The organism is Ruegeria sp. AF2, from assembly GCF_056542025.1.
Genome location: NZ_JBQFZC010000003.1, coordinates 175,041 through 192,466, shown reverse-complemented (window position 1 = coordinate 192,466; position 17,426 = coordinate 175,041). Strand labels below are relative to the sequence as shown.

Genomic DNA, 17,426 nt, shown 5'->3' with positions numbered 1-17,426 from the left:
ACATATCTTTCAAGGTTCCCAGCGGCTTCCGCCGGGATCTTGAGGCATGTCGCAGGTGCTCAGCCGCCCTCACGTCGTTCGCGGATTTCGCGCTCGCGCAAAGGCGTCTTGTCAATGGACCGGCCAATCTCACGCACGCTCCATGGGCTGGGTTTGCGCAGTTTGACGACACCATCCTTGTCGACAAACACCATCTGGAAACCACGCGGTCGCAGTTTTGATCGGATCGATGATCGCGCCGCCGGATCAGTATCGGTCAAGACGATCACGTCGCGATCCCGCATTGCGTCCTCGCCTTCGAGTAACATGTCAATCTGTTGCTGGAATCTTGGGTCTGCCGGGGTATCGGCAAAAACGACGATCGGGCGATGCGTCCAGAGAAAATCGCTTAGATCGCTGTCAGCTACTGGACGAACAAAGCTGTCATCCGCAGGGGCAGTCGCGTCGGCGGCCAAGGCGGCCAACGGGAATAGTGCCGAGAAAACAAAGGCAAGCGTGCGTGTCATGAGGCCTCCTGTTGTCATGAATATAGCCTCTGCTGGGGCGAATGCGACTGACGAAATGCGTGTGATCACCAAAAATTTGCTTCGTGGACGCCGCACCTACCCATGCGTATTTATCAATTTGCCTGCAAAACGCGCCGTTCCCGCGGCCTTCGCGTTGGGAGAGTAGGCCGATGGAAGTGATCCTGCATTGTGGCGCACATCGATGTGCAAGCACCAGTTTCCAGAACTATCTGAGCCGGAACGTGCAGGTCCTTGCAGATCAAGGGCTGGCGTATTGGGGGCCGGAGCGAACACGTTCCAATGGCCTCAACAGCTTGAACAAATTGACGACTGAGGTCTGTGATGGATTACGCCGCGAGTTAGACGTATGTCAGCAAGACGGCGCGACGCAGCTATTGGTCAGCCAAGAGAATTTCGTGGGCTCGATGGAGCGCAATATCGCCTTTGCCTCGCTTTATCCCGGCATGCAGGAACGCGGGCAGCTTTTGGCAAAGGCCTTCGATGGCGGAGTCAGCAAAATTGCACTGAATATCCGCGCGTTGGATATGTATTGGTCTTCCGTGGCCGCCTATAAGTTCAAACGTGGCAGCGCCCCAATCGAGCCCACAAAGTGGACCCGCATCGCGCAAAGCAAGCGGAGCTGGCGCGACGTCATCACTGACATTAGCCTCGCCTTCCCGGGCGTCCCATTGCTCGTTTTGCCGTTTGAGGAATTTGCGGGTCATCAACAGGCGCAGCTTCAGGCGCTGACGGGTCGCACCGCGCCCGAATTCAGCGATGGCCTTGCGTTGAATGCTGCGCCCAAAGCCACGCCCCATGGTCTGACCGCTGAACAGGCGATGCAGCTTTGGGCTGATTATGCCGATGATCTGGAATGGCTTGCCTCGGGCGCCGATGGGAGGGCTGAACTGATCTGCCGGACAGATAGCAATGCACGCGGGGTCGCCCCCGCCGAAACCAGAATTGAACAGAGGAAATCGACATGACCGACACCAACGACTGGCAGGTGCTGGCTGAAAAAGAGCTGCGCGGCCGACCTTTGGGCGATCTGACCAAAGAGACGCTGGAAGGCATCGACGTCAAACCGCTTTATACTCAGGAAGACACGGCTGATCTGCCGCATATGGGCTCGCTTCCGGGCTTCGGCCCGTTTACGCGCGGCGTAAAGGCGACGATGTATGCAGGGCGCCCTTGGACGATCCGTCAATATGCAGGCTTCTCGACGGCTGAAGAATCGAATGCATTTTACCGCCGCAATCTGGCAGCCGGCCAGCAAGGTGTCTCGGTCGCCTTCGATCTGGCGACTCACCGGGGGTATGACAGTGACCATCCCCGTGTGGTGGGCGATGTCGGCAAGGCCGGTGTGGCCATCGACAGCGTTGAGGATATGAAAATCCTGTTCGACGGTATCCCGCTGGACAAGGTTTCAGTCTCAATGACGATGAACGGGGCAGTGATCCCGGTTCTGGCCAGCTTCATCGTTGCAGGTGAAGAGCAGGGGCATGACAAGGCCGTGCTCTCGGGCACCATTCAGAACGACATTCTGAAAGAGTTTATGGTGCGTAACACCTATATCTACCCGCCCGAGCCTTCGATGAAGATCATCTCGGACATCATCGATTACACTTCGAATGAGATGCCCAAGTTCAACTCGATCTCGATCTCGGGCTATCACATGCAAGAGGCCGGGGCGAACCTGGTGCAGGAACTGGCTTATACGCTGGCCGACGGGCGCGAATATGTGCGCGCAGCGACGGAATCAGGCATGGACGTGGACAAGTTCGCGGGTCGTCTGTCGTTCTTCTTTGCCATCGGCATGAATTTCTTCATGGAGATCGCCAAACTACGCGCTGCGCGCACCCTTTGGCATCGGGTAATGACCGAGTTCGGGGCGAAATCCGAACGGTCGAAAATGCTGCGAACTCATTGCCAGACCTCGGGCGTGTCGCTGCAGGAACAGGACCCCTATAACAACGTGGTCCGCACTGCCTATGAGGCCATGAGCGCGGTTCTGGGCGGCACACAGTCACTGCATACCAACGCACTGGACGAGGCGATCGCGCTGCCAACCGATTTCTCAGCACGTATCGCGCGAAACACGCAGCTGGTGTTGCAAGAGGAAACCGGTGTGACCGATGTGGTCGATCCGCTGGCGGGCTCTTACTACGTCGAAAGCCTGACCAACGAGCTGGTCGAAAAAGCCTGGGCTCTTATGGAAGAGGTCGAGGAAATGGGCGGTATGACCAAGGCCGTTGCCAGTGGCATGCCCAAGCTGCGGATCGAGGAAAGCGCTGCGCGCCGTCAGGCCATGATCGACCGGGGCGAAGAGGTCATCGTTGGTGTCAACAAGTATCGCAAAGAGCAAGAAGACCCGATCGATATTCTGGACGTCGATAACGTGGCTGTGCGCGAAGCTCAGGTCGCGCGGCTGGAGCGTATCCGTGCAACGCGCGACGAGGCGGCTTGCCAACAGGCGCTGGACGCCCTGACAACAACCGCCCGCGAGGGAGGCAACCTGCTGGCCGCCGCCGTCGAGGCCGCCCGAGCCCGCGCATCCGTAGGAGAGATCAGCATGGCAATGGAGAAAGAGTTCGGTCGCCACCGTGCCGAAGTGAAGACCCTGGCCGGTGTTTACGGTGCGGCCTACGAGGGTGACGAAGGTTTTGCCGCGATTCAGAATTCCATAGAAGAATTCGCCAAGGCCGAGGGGCGTCGCCCGCGTCTGCTGGTGGTCAAGATGGGGCAAGACGGCCACGATCGAGGGGCCAAGGTGATCGCCACTGCCTTTGCCGATATCGGGTTTGATGTGGATGTCGGCCCTCTGTTCCAGACGCCTGCAGAAGCCGCACAGGACGCGGTGGACAATGATGTGCATGTGATTGGGATCTCTTCGCAGGCTGCGGGGCATAAGACATTGGCGCCTCAGTTGGTTGAGGAACTGAAAAAGGCGGGGGCTGAGGACATCATAGTCATCTGCGGTGGGGTCATTCCGCAACAGGATTACCAGTTCCTTTACGATCACGGTGTGAAGGCGATCTTTGGTCCGGGAACGAACATCCCTGAAGCGGCACAAGACATCTTGCGTTTGATCGGCGAAGCCAAAACCTGACGCCGGCGCCAAGATTTTTCGTACGAAAAATCTTGTGATTTCGCCCCTTTGCGGAAAACATGCGACCAGACCCAAATGGTCTGGTCGTTTGTCATCAGGAGGCGTCTTCATGTTACTGGATCATCTGGCTGTTGCGGGCGAAACGCTTGAAGAAGCTTCTGACCATATCGAACAGGCGCTGGGCGTGCGGCTTCAGGACGGCGGCAAGCACGAAAAATTCGGAACGTATAATCGACTTCTGGGCTTGCGGGATGGGCTCTATCTGGAGGCGATTGCGATCGACCCCGAAGCCTCCAAACCGCAAAGGACGCGCTGGTTCGATCTGGACCGGTTCACCGGATCACCCCGCCTGACCAACTGGATTTGCCGGGTTCCGGATATCGAAGCGTCACTGACCGTTTTCCCCGACGGCGTCGGACAACCTATCGATCTGAACCGAGGCGCGCTGCGCTGGCGTATGGCAGTCCCCCCAAATGGACGTCTGCCATTTGACAACCTCTTTCCGGCGCTTATCGAGTGGAAGGGTGATCTGCATCCGGCGCAAATGCTTCAGGACAGTGGCTGCTGGTTACGCCGCCTTATAGTGTGCCATCCGGATGCAATCGACTTAGCCAAAGGTCTGGGGGCGTTGGAGCATGTCGCGTTTGACAGCGGCCCGGCTGCTTTGCGCGCTGAAATCGATACCCCGCACGGGCTACGCGTGCTGGAATGAACATCCGGCAGGCCAGAACCCACGATGCATCCGCGATTGCGGCGATCGCAAACGCGATCATCCGAGACACACTTGTCACATTCACCAACGATGAACGCAGCGTTGAAAGCGTGGTGGCAGAGATCGAAAGCAGAGGTCCTGCTTTCCTGGTCGCCGAGCACGATGGCGCCGTTGTGGGGTTTGCGACCTATGGCACCTTCCGTTCGGGCCCGGGATATGCGCAGTGTCGCGAACATTCGATACAGCTGGTACCAGAGGCCAGAGGCCAGAATGTTGGCCGTTCGTTGATGGAGGCTCTTGAAGCCATCGCGCGGGAGGATAACGTGCATGTCTTGGTGGCGGGCATTTCATCGGCCAACCCCGCAGCCATCGCCTTCCATAAGGCAATTGGCTTCAAGCAGGTGGGACGCATGCCTGAAGTGGGGTTCAAATGGGGGCAGCGGCTGGATCTTGTCCTGATGCAGAAAATACTCGGCCCGCAGTCATCTGTCGCACCTGACAGTCGTGACAAGGCACGCTAGGGTGCGCCCATGTCGATCTGGTCCAGAATAGCCGACGCGCTGAACGCGCTTGCCCAGGGCGAAAGCCTGACTGCGGTGTTTGAGAAACTGCGCACGCCGCCAGAACGTTCGGTGGCCTTTGCGATTGCCGTCGTGGCGCTTGGCGCCAAGATGGCCAAGGCCGACGGTCAGGTGACGCGGGATGAGGTGACGGCTTTTCGTGAAGTGTTCCAGATCGCGCCCGAAGATGAAGACGGGGCGGCCAAGGTCTTTGACATGGCACGGACAGACGTTGCTGGATATCAGGACTATGCCCGCCGGATTGCCCGCATGTTCGCCGAAGATAGCACCACCCTGTGCGATTTGATGGAAGGGCTGTTTCACATTGCCATGGCGGACGGGTTCTACCATCCGAACGAAAACGAGTTTTTGGAAGAAGTCAGCCGCATTTTCGGCCAGACCGACGCTCAGTTCATGGCCCTGCGCGCGCGTTTCGTACCGGATGCGCCGAAAGACCCCTATACGGTTCTGGGCGTTCCCCGCGACGCTCCTCTGACCGAAATTCGCAAGGTTTGGCGGCAACTGGTGCGAGAAACTCATCCCGATGCGATGTTGGCACGCGGCGTTCCGGAAGAGGCGGTGCGGCTGGCCGAGAAAAAGATGATCGACATCAACCGCGCCTGGGATGAAATCAACGGCGCCCGGGTCTGATCCGTGCGGTTGGCGACCTACAATATCGAATGGTTCGCCAACCTGTTTGATCGCAATGACAGCCTGATTGTCGATGACAGCTGGTCAGGGCGTCACGATGTGACCAAGGCCCGGCAGGTTGAGGCGATCGCAAAGGTGCTGACAGCGATTGATGCCGATGCGATGCTGATCGTCGAAGCCCCCAACACAGGCAAGTCTCAGAATACCGTCCGTGCCTTGCAGCGATTTGCCGAGGCGTTCGGTCTGCGTACAAGCCATGCAATCATGGGATTTCCCAATGATACACATCAGGAATTGGCCCTGCTTTATGATCCCGAAATTCTTACAGCCAAACACGACGCAAGGGAGGCTGAGAACGCGCCGCGTTTCGATGCCGAGTTCCGGATCGACCTGGATGTGGATGCGACCGAGGATCTTGTTCGGTTTTCAAAGCCTCCGATGGAATTGGCGATCCAAACAACCTCAGGGCAGGAGTTTCGACTGATCGGGGCGCATCTGAAGTCCAAAGCGCCCCATGGCGCTGCATCGCGGGATAAGATGATACGAATTTCGATTGCCAATCGCCGTAAGCAGTTGGCGCAGGCGGTATGGCTGGGTCGACGGGTCCAACATCATTTGACGGAGCAAGAGCCGGTGATTTTGCTGGGCGATCTCAATGACGGACCCGGACTGGACGAGTTCGAACACCTCTTCGGTCGATCGTCGGTCGAGATATTGTTGCAGGCGGGGCTCTATGATCCTCATGCAGCAAGGGCATTGGAACTGCGCCCCGGTTCTGTCCCAGCAACTGCACGATTTGCGCGGCCTAATGAGGGACGGTATCTTGAGGCGTTGTTGGACTACATAATGATTAGCGAGGATTTGCGCGCCCACCACCCGAACTGGCGCATCTGGCATCCGTTTCGCGATGCCGCCTGCTGGGGCAACCCCGAGCTGAGGGATGCCTTGCTAACCGCATCCGACCACTTCCCGGTGACGTTGGATATCGACCTCTGACCTTTCAACACTCGGCACGCTCGCTTATATTCAAGCTATGCTACGTCTCATGCTGATCAGCGCTATTTGTACTGCCTTGGCCCTGCCTGCCCAAGCACAGGACGATTCGGGTAAGTCGCTGATGGAGCGGGGTGCCGAGTTGTTTCTGGAAGGCTTGCGGCAAGAGATGGAGCCCACGATCGAAGACCTGCGTGGATTTGCGGACCAATTTGGTCCGGCTTTGCAGTCTTTCATGCGGGAAATGGGTCCGGCGCTGGCTGAGTTGGCTGCTCAGGTGCAGGATTGGAGCGCGTATGAATCGCCCGAGATGTTACCAAACGGCGACATTATCATCCGCAAGAAGCCCAAAGATCAGCCCGAAGAAGTTGTGCCGGAAGAAGAGACGTCTAACGGTTATACCGATATCTGATTATCCGCGAATGATCACTTTGGGTTCTGATTTCAGCGCGCCGGCCAACGAGTTAAAACGGGCCTCGGCGACTTCGTTGAACAATGCGCCCGCCGATTTGGGCAGACGCAGTTCGAGCTTTTGTTTTTTGGGATAGTAACGCATCTTGCCCATGGCTGCGTCGTGCTGCATCCAAAGCATCGCTCCGAACCGTAGTGCTTTGCCCAGGATTTCGGCCTGTTCCTGGCCGCGTTCGTCGAGCAGTTCGTAAAGCTCGGTAAAGCGGCTCCCTTCGCGTTTGTTGCGATATCGGTGTTGCAAAGCGAGCCCGATAAAGATCCGCTCGGAGTGTTTGATCCCGCTCATGTTGGCGCGGGTGACATATTCGAAACAGGCCTCGGCCCGGTAATCTGGATGCGCACGCCAACTGACGTCATGCAGCAGACAAGCTGCCTTGATCAGGCGCAGCATCGGTTCCGGCGCCGAACGGAACAAGGGCATGACAAAATCGAACAGGTGTTTGCCGAAACCGGGCAAGCGCGCGTCTTTCGCTTCGGCAAACCGGCAGGCTTCGATCAAAGGATCCCGGTCGCGCAGGCGTTGCGGCATCTGTTCATACAGCAATCCTTCGCGGATGCCGTAGCTTGAAATCGCGATGTCCTTTGGTTTGAACGTGCGGATCAGGCGTGAAAGCACATCCATTGCATAGGGGATCAATGCCATACGCGAGCCCGACACACCGGCCAATGCGCGCAATTCATCAGGATCATTCTGTTCGATGAACTTGATGGTCTCGCGTACCTGACTTTGTGTCATGCGGTATTCGTGCAGCACGTTCAGCGGATAGCCTCGGCGCAGCATGTCCAGACGTGCGAAGGCGCGCCAGCTGCCGCCGACCAGAAACAGCCGATCACGTTGAGGGCCCATCCGGTCGCGCATCTCTTCCAGCGTCTTCTTGATATGCTCCTTACGCGCCCGGCGACCGCCTTTGATATCGCGCAGTTTGAGCGGCCCCAGGGGCGAAGTCATGCGACGTCCGACCTTGCCGCCTCCGATCTCAGCGAGTTCGACGGACGAGCCACCGATGTCGCAGATCAGCCCATAAGCTCCCGGCCAACCCAGCAGCACGCCCTGAGCTGAGAGCCGTGCTTCTTCCTCGCCATCGACAACGTTGATGATCAGGCCGGTTTCGGCTTTTGCCTGCGCACAGAAATCCGGTCCATCGCTGGCCTCGCGCACCGCAGCGGTGGCGACCGCGTGCAGGGCGGGCAGGCCGAGGTCTCTGGCAAGATGCTGAAACCTGTGCAAGGCAGCCAGCGCCCGTTTGCGACCTTCAGGGTTCAATCGGCCGGTCTCTGACAGGCCGGCGCCCAGTTCGCACATCACCTTTTCATTGTAGAAATAGGCCGGTGAGCGCGCCGCGCCGTCAAAGATCACCATCCGGACCGAGTTCGATCCGATATCGACAACCCCGACCCGGGAAAGTGCACGGGCGCCCGGATCTTCGAACAGCGGCCTTCCGAACAGCCCGTGATCCGGGAAATCAGTCTCGGCAATCTTGGTCATGGTGTCCCCAGGTCTTTTGCGCGACAGGATGCGAGATCACCCTTGTCCGGTCAATTACAGGCATCCGATTGTTCGGCCTCTGTGTTCAATAGACGCACCGCCAGCGCACGGGTGATGTCGCGTTTTTCAGTCAGCGCAATTTCGTCAAGCTGCTCGACCACGCGGGCGGCGGTTTCAAAGCTTCGATTCATGTGCTTGACCAGATATGCTATGACATCCGGCCCCGGATTGAGCTGCCGGTCGGTGAATAGCTTCGCCAGCACTGCGCCCAGCAGCGCATCGTCCGGCCCTTCAAGCGACACATGATGCGCACCTTCGGCCCGGCTTTGCAGATCGGCCAGCGGCAGATGCCACAGCTTCGGCGTCGTGCGCCCGGTCATCAGCAAGGCGTGGCCCTCGGCCAGAACCAGATTGTGCAAATGGAACAGAGTTTTCTGCTGCTCGACGTCCGCCGCGATTACCGGCACATCTTCGACCGCCACCGGACCGCGCGCCAGGTCCGGTACGTCGTCATATCGAAGCGCGGCGGCTTGTACGATTCGACCGCCGGTCTCGCCGGCCCAGACATGCGCCAGATGGGTCTTGCCCGATCCCGCAGGGCCGCTCAGCACCAGTTTGTTGCCAGGCCATGAGGTGGCAGAGATCATCGCAACAGCCAGCGCATTAGCAGGCGAGACGAAAAAGTCTTCGCGGCCCAAGGCAGTCTTGGACGGCAGATCAAAACTGAGCTGCATGGCCATTTATTCGTCTTCCTGATTGAGCCCTTCAAGCCCGGTATATAGGCGGCTGTGCAGATACTGCTCGGTCGCAAACCGTGCCAGCACACCCAAGGCAGCCGCTACAGGTACTGCGATCAGCATTCCGACAAAGCCGAACAGCGCGCCGAAGACCGACAAGGCCAGCAGCAGCCAGACCGGGTGCAGGCCCACCGAACTACCGACGAGTTTGGGCGTCAGGAAGTTGCCCTCGGTCACCTGTCCGATAGCAAAAATACCGGCGACCAAACCGATATGTGCCCAATCCCCCCAGAACTGAAACAGGGCCAGGCCTATGGCTAGGGTGCCTCCGATCAGGGCACCCAAATAGGGGATGAAGGTTACCAGCCCTGCAATGAAGCCGACGATCAGGCCGAATTGCAGGCCGACCAGCATCAATGCGACAGCATAGTAGGTGCCGAGGATCAGGCAGACGGTACCCATTCCACGCACGAATGAGGCAAGAACGGCGTCGATTTCACCAGCAAGTCGTTTGATCGTGGGGGCGTGATCACGCGGCAAGAGCTCTCCGATCCGGGTGATCATGCGATCCCAATCCATCAGCAGATAAACCGCGACAACCGGTACGATAACCAGCAGGACGACGACATTTATTGCTGAACCCAATGAGGCCAGAACGGTTTGCAGCACATCGCCGGTTTTTGATTTCAGCGTCTCGCCAAATGACACCAGCATCTGGTGGGTATTTGATTCGCGATCGAGCAAAGCCGGGAATTGTTTCTCAATAAAGGCGCGCAGTTCTTTAAAAAGGCTTGGCAAAACATCAATCAGATCCAGTAGCTGTGTGATCAACGCGGGCACAACCATAAGAATCATCAAAACAAAACCAAACACGCCGACAACGGTAATGATCCCGGTCGCAGCCATGCGCGAAAGGCCGAGTGTTTCCAGGCGGTCCGCAACGGGATCAAGGAAATATGCAATCGCACCACCGATCACAAAGGGCAGCAAGACATCGCCCAACAGGTACAAAAGCAGCGCGAAAACAGCGGCGGCAATGCCCCAGTATCTAAGCTGATCCTTCACCGGCAAGGCCATGGCGCAATCCCTCGTTTGCACAGCATTGCCGTGTTCTTGGCCCATGACGCCCGGCGATGCAAGCGGTTCATGGCGCGCGATTTTTATACCCTAGTCTGTCAGAGTACCCAGTTCCGGTGTCTCACCTGTGGCCATTTCATCAGGCCAGTTGGTGCGCCAGATTTCCGCCGACCAGTGTCCGCAATGTACCTTCGGGCGATCAAAGCCGGGCAGGGCAGGCAGCAGTGGTGCAACCACCACATCGTGGCGCGGAACGGCGAAATAAGGGAAGGAATAGCGTTCACGCCCGGATCGATTAACCACGCGATGCGGGGTCGATTTCAACCGCCCGCCCGACCACAGTTCCAGCATGTCGCCGATATTGACCACGAAGCCGCCGGGCGGGCAGTCCGGTGTGATCCAGCCGCCGGTGCGGGTCTGCACCTCAAGTCCTCCGACCGGATCGGGAGCGATTATTGTCAGCGCGTCGGTGTCCTTATGCGGATGAATTCCATAGCCAAGCTCATCCGGGGATTGTGGCGGATAGTGTAGCAGGGTCATGTTGGTCATCGGGTCGCGGAAGGCGTCGCGTAGTGTGTTGGGCGGGATTTTTAACCCCACTTCCAATGCACCCAGCAAAAGATCTGTCACGCCATCAAGCTGTAGCCAGTAATCCAGTATTACCGCGCGGGCCTGGGGCACTTCTCGGGGCCAGATATTCGGGCCGTAAAGTGCGCATTCAACCCGGATCGGCGCGTCTTCGGCTGCTTCGAAATGCAGCTTATACCCTTCGTACTTATCCGCCGCGCCCGAGCCGTCATTGGGCGTGAAGAAGCCCATCGGAATGTATCCGCGATAGTTATCGCGGGTGATGGCCTGATCCCATTTTCGGGCCTCGTCGATATCAAAGATCGCACTGACACACTCGCGCACCTGCTCGATGTGCTCAGGCGCGATGCCTGTCCCTGTGATCGATAGAAACCCGATGCTGGTGCAGGCATCCATGATCTGCGCGACCGTTGCCTGATACAGCGGACCAGAAGGATCAGTCAGCGGCCTGATATCTATGGTTGGAATACGCTCCATCAGTTAATTCTCACGCCTTGCCGTTCCAGTTCCTGATGCACAGGAGCAAGGTTCATACTGTCGAGCTCCTGATTGCTATTCAGCGATAAGGCCGCAGCGATCCCTGCGCCCTGACCCATCACCGCGCAGCAGGACATGTTGCGCGTCGCGGCGTGAGCGACCCGATCCGCGCCATGGGACCGGCCCGCAACCAACAGGCCCTTGATCCCTTTGGGCAGCATCGAGCGATACGGAATCTGCATATATCGCCCCGTGGTCGGCAAGATCAGAATGCCGTAGCCATCGATGAATTCAGGGTAGATACCGATGGAATCCTCGAACCGGCCCTGATGACGCGCGTCATTTTCGGTCATGTTGTAGACAGCATCGATCTTGCGCGTATCCCGAATGCCTATGGTCATGCCGAAATTGCGTAGACGTGCGTTTTCGCACCCCGGCATGAAACGGCGGAGGGCATCAATGGCCAGCATCGCCTGTCGGCGGCCTTCGATTTCACCAAAGGTCAGGCTTTCGGGGTCGGTTCCATCGATCTGGTCCATATGAATCAGGTTCATATAGGTCAGTTCTCCGGTATCGTGCATCGCCCCCCAGGTCCCCGCGATCGTGTTCAAATGAGCCGGTATCAAGCCCTCATCAATCGCCTGCTGGAAGGGTTTCTTGACGAAGGGCGAGAACATGTCGTCCTCTTTGCCCGAGGTTTCGATATTCCATTCGCCTCCGCCACCCCAGTCTTTGTAGGTCTGCGGGTCGGCTTTGACACCTTCAATAAAGGCCCGTTTGTCGACACCGGCCAGATGGAACATCACTGAGGCCGCCATCATGTCCTCGCGTGGCGTCTTGTGCGTCGGGGCGCCCGCGCGATGCGCTACATCTGCATCCCCTGTGGCGTCGATAACAACCTTGGCCAAGATCGCCTCACGCCCCGCTTTGGATTCGGTAATCACCCCAGTGATGCGATCCCTCTCCATGATCGGGGCGACGAATTGCCGGTGCAACATCGGATGGACGCCAGCCTCTTCAACCAGCTTGTCGGCCACCAGCTTGAAGCCCTCGCTGTCCAGTTCGTAGCTGAGCGATTGGCTTTCAGGCACTGCTGCACCCATCTCTTTGGCGCGGGTTTCGAACTCCATGCCGATGCCTCCGGCCTCGACAGTTTGTTCGTGGCGATACCAGGCAAAGCCTTCGACGCCGACTGCCGTAATATTCCCACCCATGCAACCGAATCTATCCATCAAGGAAACTTCGGCCCCAGCGCGTGCGGCAGCCAGCGCTGCTGACAATCCAGCGGGGCCCGAGCCGACAACCAATACGTCTGTCTGATGAACAACGGGGATCTGGCGGGCGGGTTCGGTGATTGTTTGCATTGCTGCCTCGCGGTTTAAGGTTTGCGCCAACATTGAAAACCCCAACGCTCGGGTCAATCAAAAAACCGACTGCGCATGGGTCGCAAAACACCGATGTGCGATTGCCCCCGGCTAGGCTTTGGAATAATCACCTTGCAGCGAAATTCTCACCCGTAAGGTTACGTTATGCGCCTCAGCCGTTACTTTCTGCCCGTTCTCAAGGAAAACCCCTCGGAGGCTCAGATCGTCAGCCACCGGCTGATGCTGCGTGCCGGGATGATCAAACAGGCCGCCGCCGGGATTTATTCCTGGTTGCCATTGGGCTTCAAAGTTCTGCGCAAGCTGGAGAACATTGTGCATGAAGAGCAGGCGAGGGCTGGACACATCGCGATCCAGATGCCGATTCTGCAATCAGCCGACCTTTGGCGCGAATCCGGTCGTTATGACGATTATGGCCAGGAAATGCTGCGCATGCAGGACCGCCACGGTCGCGATATGCTGTACACGCCGACCGCCGAGGAACTGGTGACCGACATCTTCCGCGGCCACGTGAGCAGCTACAAAGACCTGCCGCTGACGCTCTATCAGATTCAGTGGAAGTTCCGCGATGAAATCCGCCCACGTTTCGGCGTGATGCGGGGGCGCGAGTTCTACATGAAGGACGGATACAATTTCGATCTGACCAAAGAAGACGCGCTGCACGCCTATAACCGCCACTTGGTCAGCTATCTGCGTACTTATGAGCGGATGGGTCTGCAAGCCATCCCGATGCGCGCTGATTCTGGACCTATCGGCGGTGACTACACGCATGAGTTCCTCGTACTGGCCGATACTGGCGAATCCGAGGTCTTTTATGACAGCGCGGTCACCGATCTGACCTTCGGCGATCGTGAGATCGACTATGATAACCGCGAACAGTGTCAGGCGATCCTCGAAGAGTTCACTTCTAAATACGCCCGCACGGACGAAACCCACGACGAAGCCCTGTTTGACCAAATCCCCGAAAACCGCCGCCGCGTGGCGCGTGGTATCGAAGTGGGGCAGATCTTTTATTTTGGCACCCAGTATTCCGAAGCTCTTGGAGCGACTGTGCAAGGCCCCGATGGCAAGCCGGTTCCGGTGCATATGGGCAGCCACGGCATCGGCGTTAGCCGCCTGATCGGTGCGATCATCGAAGCCAGCCATGACGATAAGGGCATCATTTGGCCCGAAGGCGTGACTCCATTCCATTGCGGCATTGTGAACTTGAAGCAAGGTGATGAAGAGGCGGACGCGGCGTGCGATAAACTCTACAGCGCGTTGACTGCGCTGGGGCTTGAGCCGCTTTATGATGATCGGAATGAACGGGCAGGGGGCAAGTTTGCCACCATGGACCTGATCGGTCTGCCGTGGCGCATCACAGTGGGCCCGCGTGGTCTGAAGAACGGTGTGGTCGAACTCACCAGCCGCCGTACCGGCGAAAGTGAGGAACTCAGCCCCGAAGCGGCCGTCACCAAGATCGCAGAAATCTATGAGGGCATCGCCTGAACAAGGCGGTGCAACCTTCGGCGGTTTAGCTCAGGAAGCTGAGGTCGGACGTGCGGTCAGGAAATCGCCGTCCGCTTCGCTGCCGCGTGCGACCACGATCGGGCGACCAAAGCGGCGTACAAGTTCCGCCAGTTCGAAGCCCAGAAACCGCAATCCACAGACGCGTTCGTCAGTGGCGCGATCCGTGATGCACAGCCGCCCCTGCCGGAAAGCAAGGCGATAGCCTTTGTCCCGCAGTATGTCGGCCAAACCGGCCCAGCTTGCTGCGCTTGTGAAAACTGGCCTGATCGCTGCCCGCAACAATGCGGCGCTTTCGCAATCCAGTTCTGTTGCTGCTGAACGGGCAGTAATCGGGCCCGTACCTTCCATATGTTCTTGAATACCCATGAGCGTGCCTCCGCCCTTAAACTCTTAAAATGTGTCCCCCACACAAATAGGGTGACAAAGTTTCTCACACTAATCAATTTGTGAAACAATATTTCGCACCTGAATGTTGCGATTGTGACTCAGTCGGGTGCTGATATCTCACATTGACTTCATAACTGAAACAATAAGCCCTTGTCTGTGAAGGGGTTCACAACCATTGGTATAATTTGCGGCCAGTGATTTCTCGCGCTGCCGGTGATGATTTGGCGCTTGGGGCAAATGATTCGTTTCAAACTGTTCTTTTCGCCCCTTTATCGGGCGCAGTAACGCCGAGCCGGTGTCCGCACGATAACTGGCTTGACCATCCGGCGAAATGTCGAAAGGGTCGCGAAAAATCTGAACCCGAGGCAGGAATGGCCAAATCTCCCCCGCCCTTTGCCCCTTTCGAATGGAAAATCGCCTGGCGATACCTCCGTGCCCGTAGGGCCGAAGGGGGCGTTAGCGTGATGACCTGGATCTCGCTGATCGGGATTACGCTCGCTGTGTTCGCTCTGATCGCGACGCTGGCTGTTCGGTCCGGATTCCGGTCAGAATTCGTGGGCACTATTCTTGGGGCCAACGCACATGTCACAGTGTATTCCGCCGGAGAAATCGATGCGCAGGGGCGGCTAGACCGCACCATCACGGAATTCGATGGAATGGCCGAGCGGATCGCGCAGGTGCCGGGGGTCGAACGGGCAGCACCGCTTGTCAAAGGGCAGGTGCTGATCACCAATGCGGACCGCAGTTCAGGCGTGCAGGTCTTTGGCATTCGTCCCGACGATCTGGCTGAGTTGCCCGGTATTGCAGAAAGCGAAGAGGCCTATGGTGACCTGTCCCGGTTCCCGGACGGCATCGCCATCGGCTCGGGCGTGGCGCGGGCCATCGGGGCGACGGTGGGGGATCGGGTCAAACTGACTTCGCCCAACGGTGTCAAAACCGCATTTGGCACATCTCCCCGCGTGAACGCTTATGAGGTGGTCTATGTCTTTTCTGCCGGGCGCTATGACATCGACCGCACGCGCGTCTACATGCCGTTTGCCGAGGCGCAAAGCTTCTTCAACCGTGAAGGCGTGGCGGACGAGATCGAAGTGATGGTCGAGCGCCCCGAAGAGCTAACCCCGATCCTGATTCCGATCCTTGAGGCCGCAGGTGAGCGCAACCAGATATGGACTTGGCAGGATGCCTCTGGAGGTTTCCTGCGGGCGCTGGAGGTCGAAGACAATGTGATGTTCATCATCCTGTCGATCCTCGTGCTGATTGCAGCAATGAACATCGTCTCGGGGTTGATCATGCTGGTGAAGAACAAAGGGCGCGACATCGGTATCTTACGCACCATCGGGCTCAGCGAAGGATCAGTGCTGCGGGTGTTCTTTATTTGCGGGGCCTTTACGGGGATCATCGGAACAGCGATGGGCGTCGTACTGGGCTGCCTCTTCGCCATCTATATCGATCCGATTTTTTCCTTCGTGAATTACGTCATGGGCGGCGGCGTCTGGGACCCGTCCATTCGCGGCATCTACGCCTTGCCCGCCGAATTACACCTGTCTGACGTCATGAAAGCGGTGGGTCTGTCACTTGGCCTGTCTTTCCTTGTCACCTATTTCCCGGCTCGTCGCGCAGCGCGGCTGAACCCGGTTGAGGCGCTGCGCTATGAGTGATGTGACTTTAAGGCTCAGCGGTCTGACCAAGACCTATCTGCAAGGCACCCCAGGAGAGGTGCAGGTTCTGCGCGGTGCCGATCTGGAGCTGCGCGCGGGTGAGGCTGTGGCACTGGTTGCACCATCCGGGGCGGGCAAGTCGACCCTACTGCATATCGCAGGCCTGCTGGATACCCCAGATACAGGCGAAGTCGAAGTCGCAGGGCAGGGCGCGACGGGCAAAGGGGATCGCATGCGCACAGCGATCCGTCGGCGCGATGTTGGCTTCGTCTATCAGTTCCACCATCTGTTGCCTGAGTTTACGGCGCTGGAGAACATCGTGTTGCCGCAACTGGCAAACGGTGCTTCCGAGAAAGCAGCGCAAGCCCGTGCGATGCAGTTGCTTGATCGCGTTGGCGTCGCTCCGCGCGCAGATCACCGGCCAGCAGCCTTGTCGGGCGGAGAGCAACAGCGCGTGGCCTTCTGCCGGGCGCTCGCAAATCAGCCACGTGTGCTGCTGGCGGATGAACCGACCGGCAATCTGGACCCCGAAACCTCGGATCAGGTGTTTGCGGCCCTTATGGCGCTGGTCCGGGATGAAGGGCTTTCGGCGCTGATCGCGACGCATAACCTTGATCTGGCGGCGCGTATGGACCGGATGTTGCGGCTGGAGGGGGGCGTGCTCAGGCCAGCTGAGTGATGGCGACCCCGATTGCCATTAATGCAATGCCTCCTGCCCGCATGAATGTCAGCGGCGTTACCTGCGCGCCGAACAAGCCAAAATGGTCAATTGCGGCTGTGCTGATCAACTGGCCCAGCAGGACGAAGAACACCGCATTGCCCACGCCAAAATGTGGGGCCACATGGGTGATTGATAGCACATAGAAGGCGATTAATACGCCGCCCAGCAGCAGATGTTTGGGGGCTTGGGTGAGTTTGGCAAAGGCATCGGATCCACCGAGTACCAACAGCGCCAGCGCTGAAGCGACAAAGGCGATCGCGAACAGGATGACAGCGGCCGCATTGGGTGAGCCGATCAACCTGCCCAAGGCTGCATTCAGAGCGGCGAGGATGGGAACGCCGATTCCGGCGGCCAGCATGATGGCTGCGTATTGTGTCATTGCCTTTTGTCCCTGCGCCTATT

At 58.2% G+C, this 17,426-nt stretch carries 18 protein-coding genes; 10 read left to right on the top strand and 8 right to left on the bottom strand.

Annotated features, from left to right (window positions below; translation table 11 throughout):
• Positions 1-59: 59 nt before the first annotated feature.
• Positions 60-506, bottom strand: a complete 447-nt coding sequence (locus ACR0NM_RS11690; RefSeq protein ID WP_170392143.1) for a DUF4174 domain-containing protein — start codon at positions 504-506, stop codon at positions 60-62.
• 170 nt (positions 507-676) lie between these two features.
• Between ACR0NM_RS11690 and ACR0NM_RS11685 the strand changes: the two genes are divergently transcribed.
• The 7 genes from ACR0NM_RS11685 (at position 677) to ACR0NM_RS11655 (ending at position 6,943) form a co-directional block, all read left to right on the top strand.
• Positions 677-1,492, top strand: a complete 816-nt coding sequence (locus ACR0NM_RS11685) for a hypothetical protein (RefSeq protein WP_170625255.1) — start codon at positions 677-679, stop codon at positions 1,490-1,492.
• The gene (scpA, locus tag ACR0NM_RS11680; protein WP_170661943.1) at positions 1,489-3,615 is read left to right on the top strand and encodes a methylmalonyl-CoA mutase; all 2,127 of its coding nucleotides are present in this window, start codon (positions 1,489-1,491) and stop codon (positions 3,613-3,615) included. The genes ACR0NM_RS11685 and scpA overlap by 4 nt, the downstream gene beginning before the upstream one ends.
• Positions 3,616-3,724: 109 nt before the next feature.
• Positions 3,725-4,327, top strand: coding sequence for a VOC family protein (locus tag ACR0NM_RS11675; protein ID WP_480614822.1), 603 nt, complete (start codon positions 3,725-3,727; stop codon positions 4,325-4,327).
• Positions 4,324-4,848 (top strand): N-acetyltransferase family protein, encoded by a 525-nt coding sequence (locus tag ACR0NM_RS11670; RefSeq protein ID WP_480614820.1) that lies wholly within the window; start codon positions 4,324-4,326, stop codon positions 4,846-4,848. Before ACR0NM_RS11675 ends, ACR0NM_RS11670 begins: the two co-directional genes overlap by 4 nt.
• A 9-nt stretch (positions 4,849-4,857) precedes the next feature.
• Positions 4,858-5,538 (top strand): molecular chaperone DjiA, encoded by a 681-nt coding sequence (locus ACR0NM_RS11665; RefSeq protein WP_170392133.1) that lies wholly within the window; start codon positions 4,858-4,860, stop codon positions 5,536-5,538.
• Positions 5,539-5,541: 3 nt separating this feature from the next.
• Positions 5,542-6,534: an endonuclease/exonuclease/phosphatase family protein gene (locus ACR0NM_RS11660; protein ID WP_480614817.1), complete on the top strand. Its 993-nt coding sequence runs from the start codon at positions 5,542-5,544 to the stop codon at positions 6,532-6,534.
• A gap of 49 nt (positions 6,535-6,583) precedes the next feature.
• Positions 6,584-6,943, top strand: coding sequence for a hypothetical protein (locus ACR0NM_RS11655; RefSeq protein ID WP_480436234.1), 360 nt, complete (start codon positions 6,584-6,586; stop codon positions 6,941-6,943).
• Here the strand turns inward: ACR0NM_RS11655 and ACR0NM_RS11650 are convergent, their stop codons facing one another.
• The 5 genes from ACR0NM_RS11650 to ACR0NM_RS11630 form a co-directional block, all read right to left on the bottom strand.
• Positions 6,944-8,488, bottom strand: a complete 1,545-nt coding sequence (locus tag ACR0NM_RS11650) for a Ppx/GppA family phosphatase (protein WP_170401504.1) — start codon at positions 8,486-8,488, stop codon at positions 6,944-6,946.
• A 50-nt stretch (positions 8,489-8,538) separates the two neighbouring features.
• Positions 8,539-9,228 carry an HdaA/DnaA family protein gene (locus ACR0NM_RS11645; protein ID WP_170392125.1) on the bottom strand — a complete coding sequence of 230 codons (690 nt, stop codon included), beginning with the start codon at positions 9,226-9,228 and terminating at the stop codon, positions 8,539-8,541.
• Entirely contained in the window at positions 9,229-10,302 is a 1,074-nt protein-coding gene (locus ACR0NM_RS11640) for an AI-2E family transporter (RefSeq protein ID WP_480614814.1), read from the bottom strand. It abuts the gene before it with no gap.
• A 90-nt stretch (positions 10,303-10,392) separates the two neighbouring features.
• Positions 10,393-11,367 carry an isopenicillin N synthase family dioxygenase gene (locus tag ACR0NM_RS11635; protein WP_480614812.1) on the bottom strand — a complete coding sequence of 325 codons (975 nt, stop codon included), beginning with the start codon at positions 11,365-11,367 and terminating at the stop codon, positions 10,393-10,395.
• A complete protein-coding gene (locus ACR0NM_RS11630) occupies positions 11,367-12,764 on the bottom strand; it encodes an FAD-dependent oxidoreductase (protein ID WP_480614809.1) in 1,398 nt (465 codons plus the stop codon). The genes ACR0NM_RS11635 and ACR0NM_RS11630 overlap by 1 nt, the downstream gene beginning before the upstream one ends.
• Before the next feature lie 132 nt (positions 12,765-12,896).
• Between ACR0NM_RS11630 and proS the strand changes: the two genes are divergently transcribed.
• Positions 12,897-14,237, top strand: coding sequence for a proline--tRNA ligase (proS, locus tag ACR0NM_RS11625; RefSeq protein ID WP_170465087.1), 1,341 nt, complete (start codon positions 12,897-12,899; stop codon positions 14,235-14,237).
• A gap of 30 nt (positions 14,238-14,267) precedes the next feature.
• Here proS and ACR0NM_RS11620 read toward each other — a convergent pair whose 3' ends face one another.
• Positions 14,268-14,624, bottom strand: a complete 357-nt coding sequence (locus ACR0NM_RS11620) for a hypothetical protein (RefSeq protein ID WP_170401488.1) — start codon at positions 14,622-14,624, stop codon at positions 14,268-14,270.
• Positions 14,625-15,016: 392 nt separating this feature from the next.
• Here ACR0NM_RS11620 and ACR0NM_RS11615 point away from each other — a divergent pair, with 392 nt between their 5' ends.
• Both ACR0NM_RS11615 and ACR0NM_RS11610 read left to right on the top strand, forming a co-directional pair.
• A complete protein-coding gene (locus tag ACR0NM_RS11615) occupies positions 15,017-16,303 on the top strand; it encodes a lipoprotein-releasing ABC transporter permease subunit (protein WP_480614806.1) in 1,287 nt (428 codons plus the stop codon).
• The gene (locus tag ACR0NM_RS11610) at positions 16,296-16,982 is read left to right on the top strand and encodes an ABC transporter ATP-binding protein (RefSeq protein ID WP_480586696.1); all 687 of its coding nucleotides are present in this window, start codon (positions 16,296-16,298) and stop codon (positions 16,980-16,982) included. Before ACR0NM_RS11615 ends, ACR0NM_RS11610 begins: the two co-directional genes overlap by 8 nt.
• Here the strand turns inward: ACR0NM_RS11610 and ACR0NM_RS11605 are convergent.
• Positions 16,966-17,403, bottom strand: a complete 438-nt coding sequence (locus ACR0NM_RS11605; protein WP_480614803.1) for a DMT family transporter — start codon at positions 17,401-17,403, stop codon at positions 16,966-16,968. The genes ACR0NM_RS11610 and ACR0NM_RS11605 overlap by 17 nt on opposite strands.
• Between the last annotated feature and the right edge of the window lie 23 nt (positions 17,404-17,426).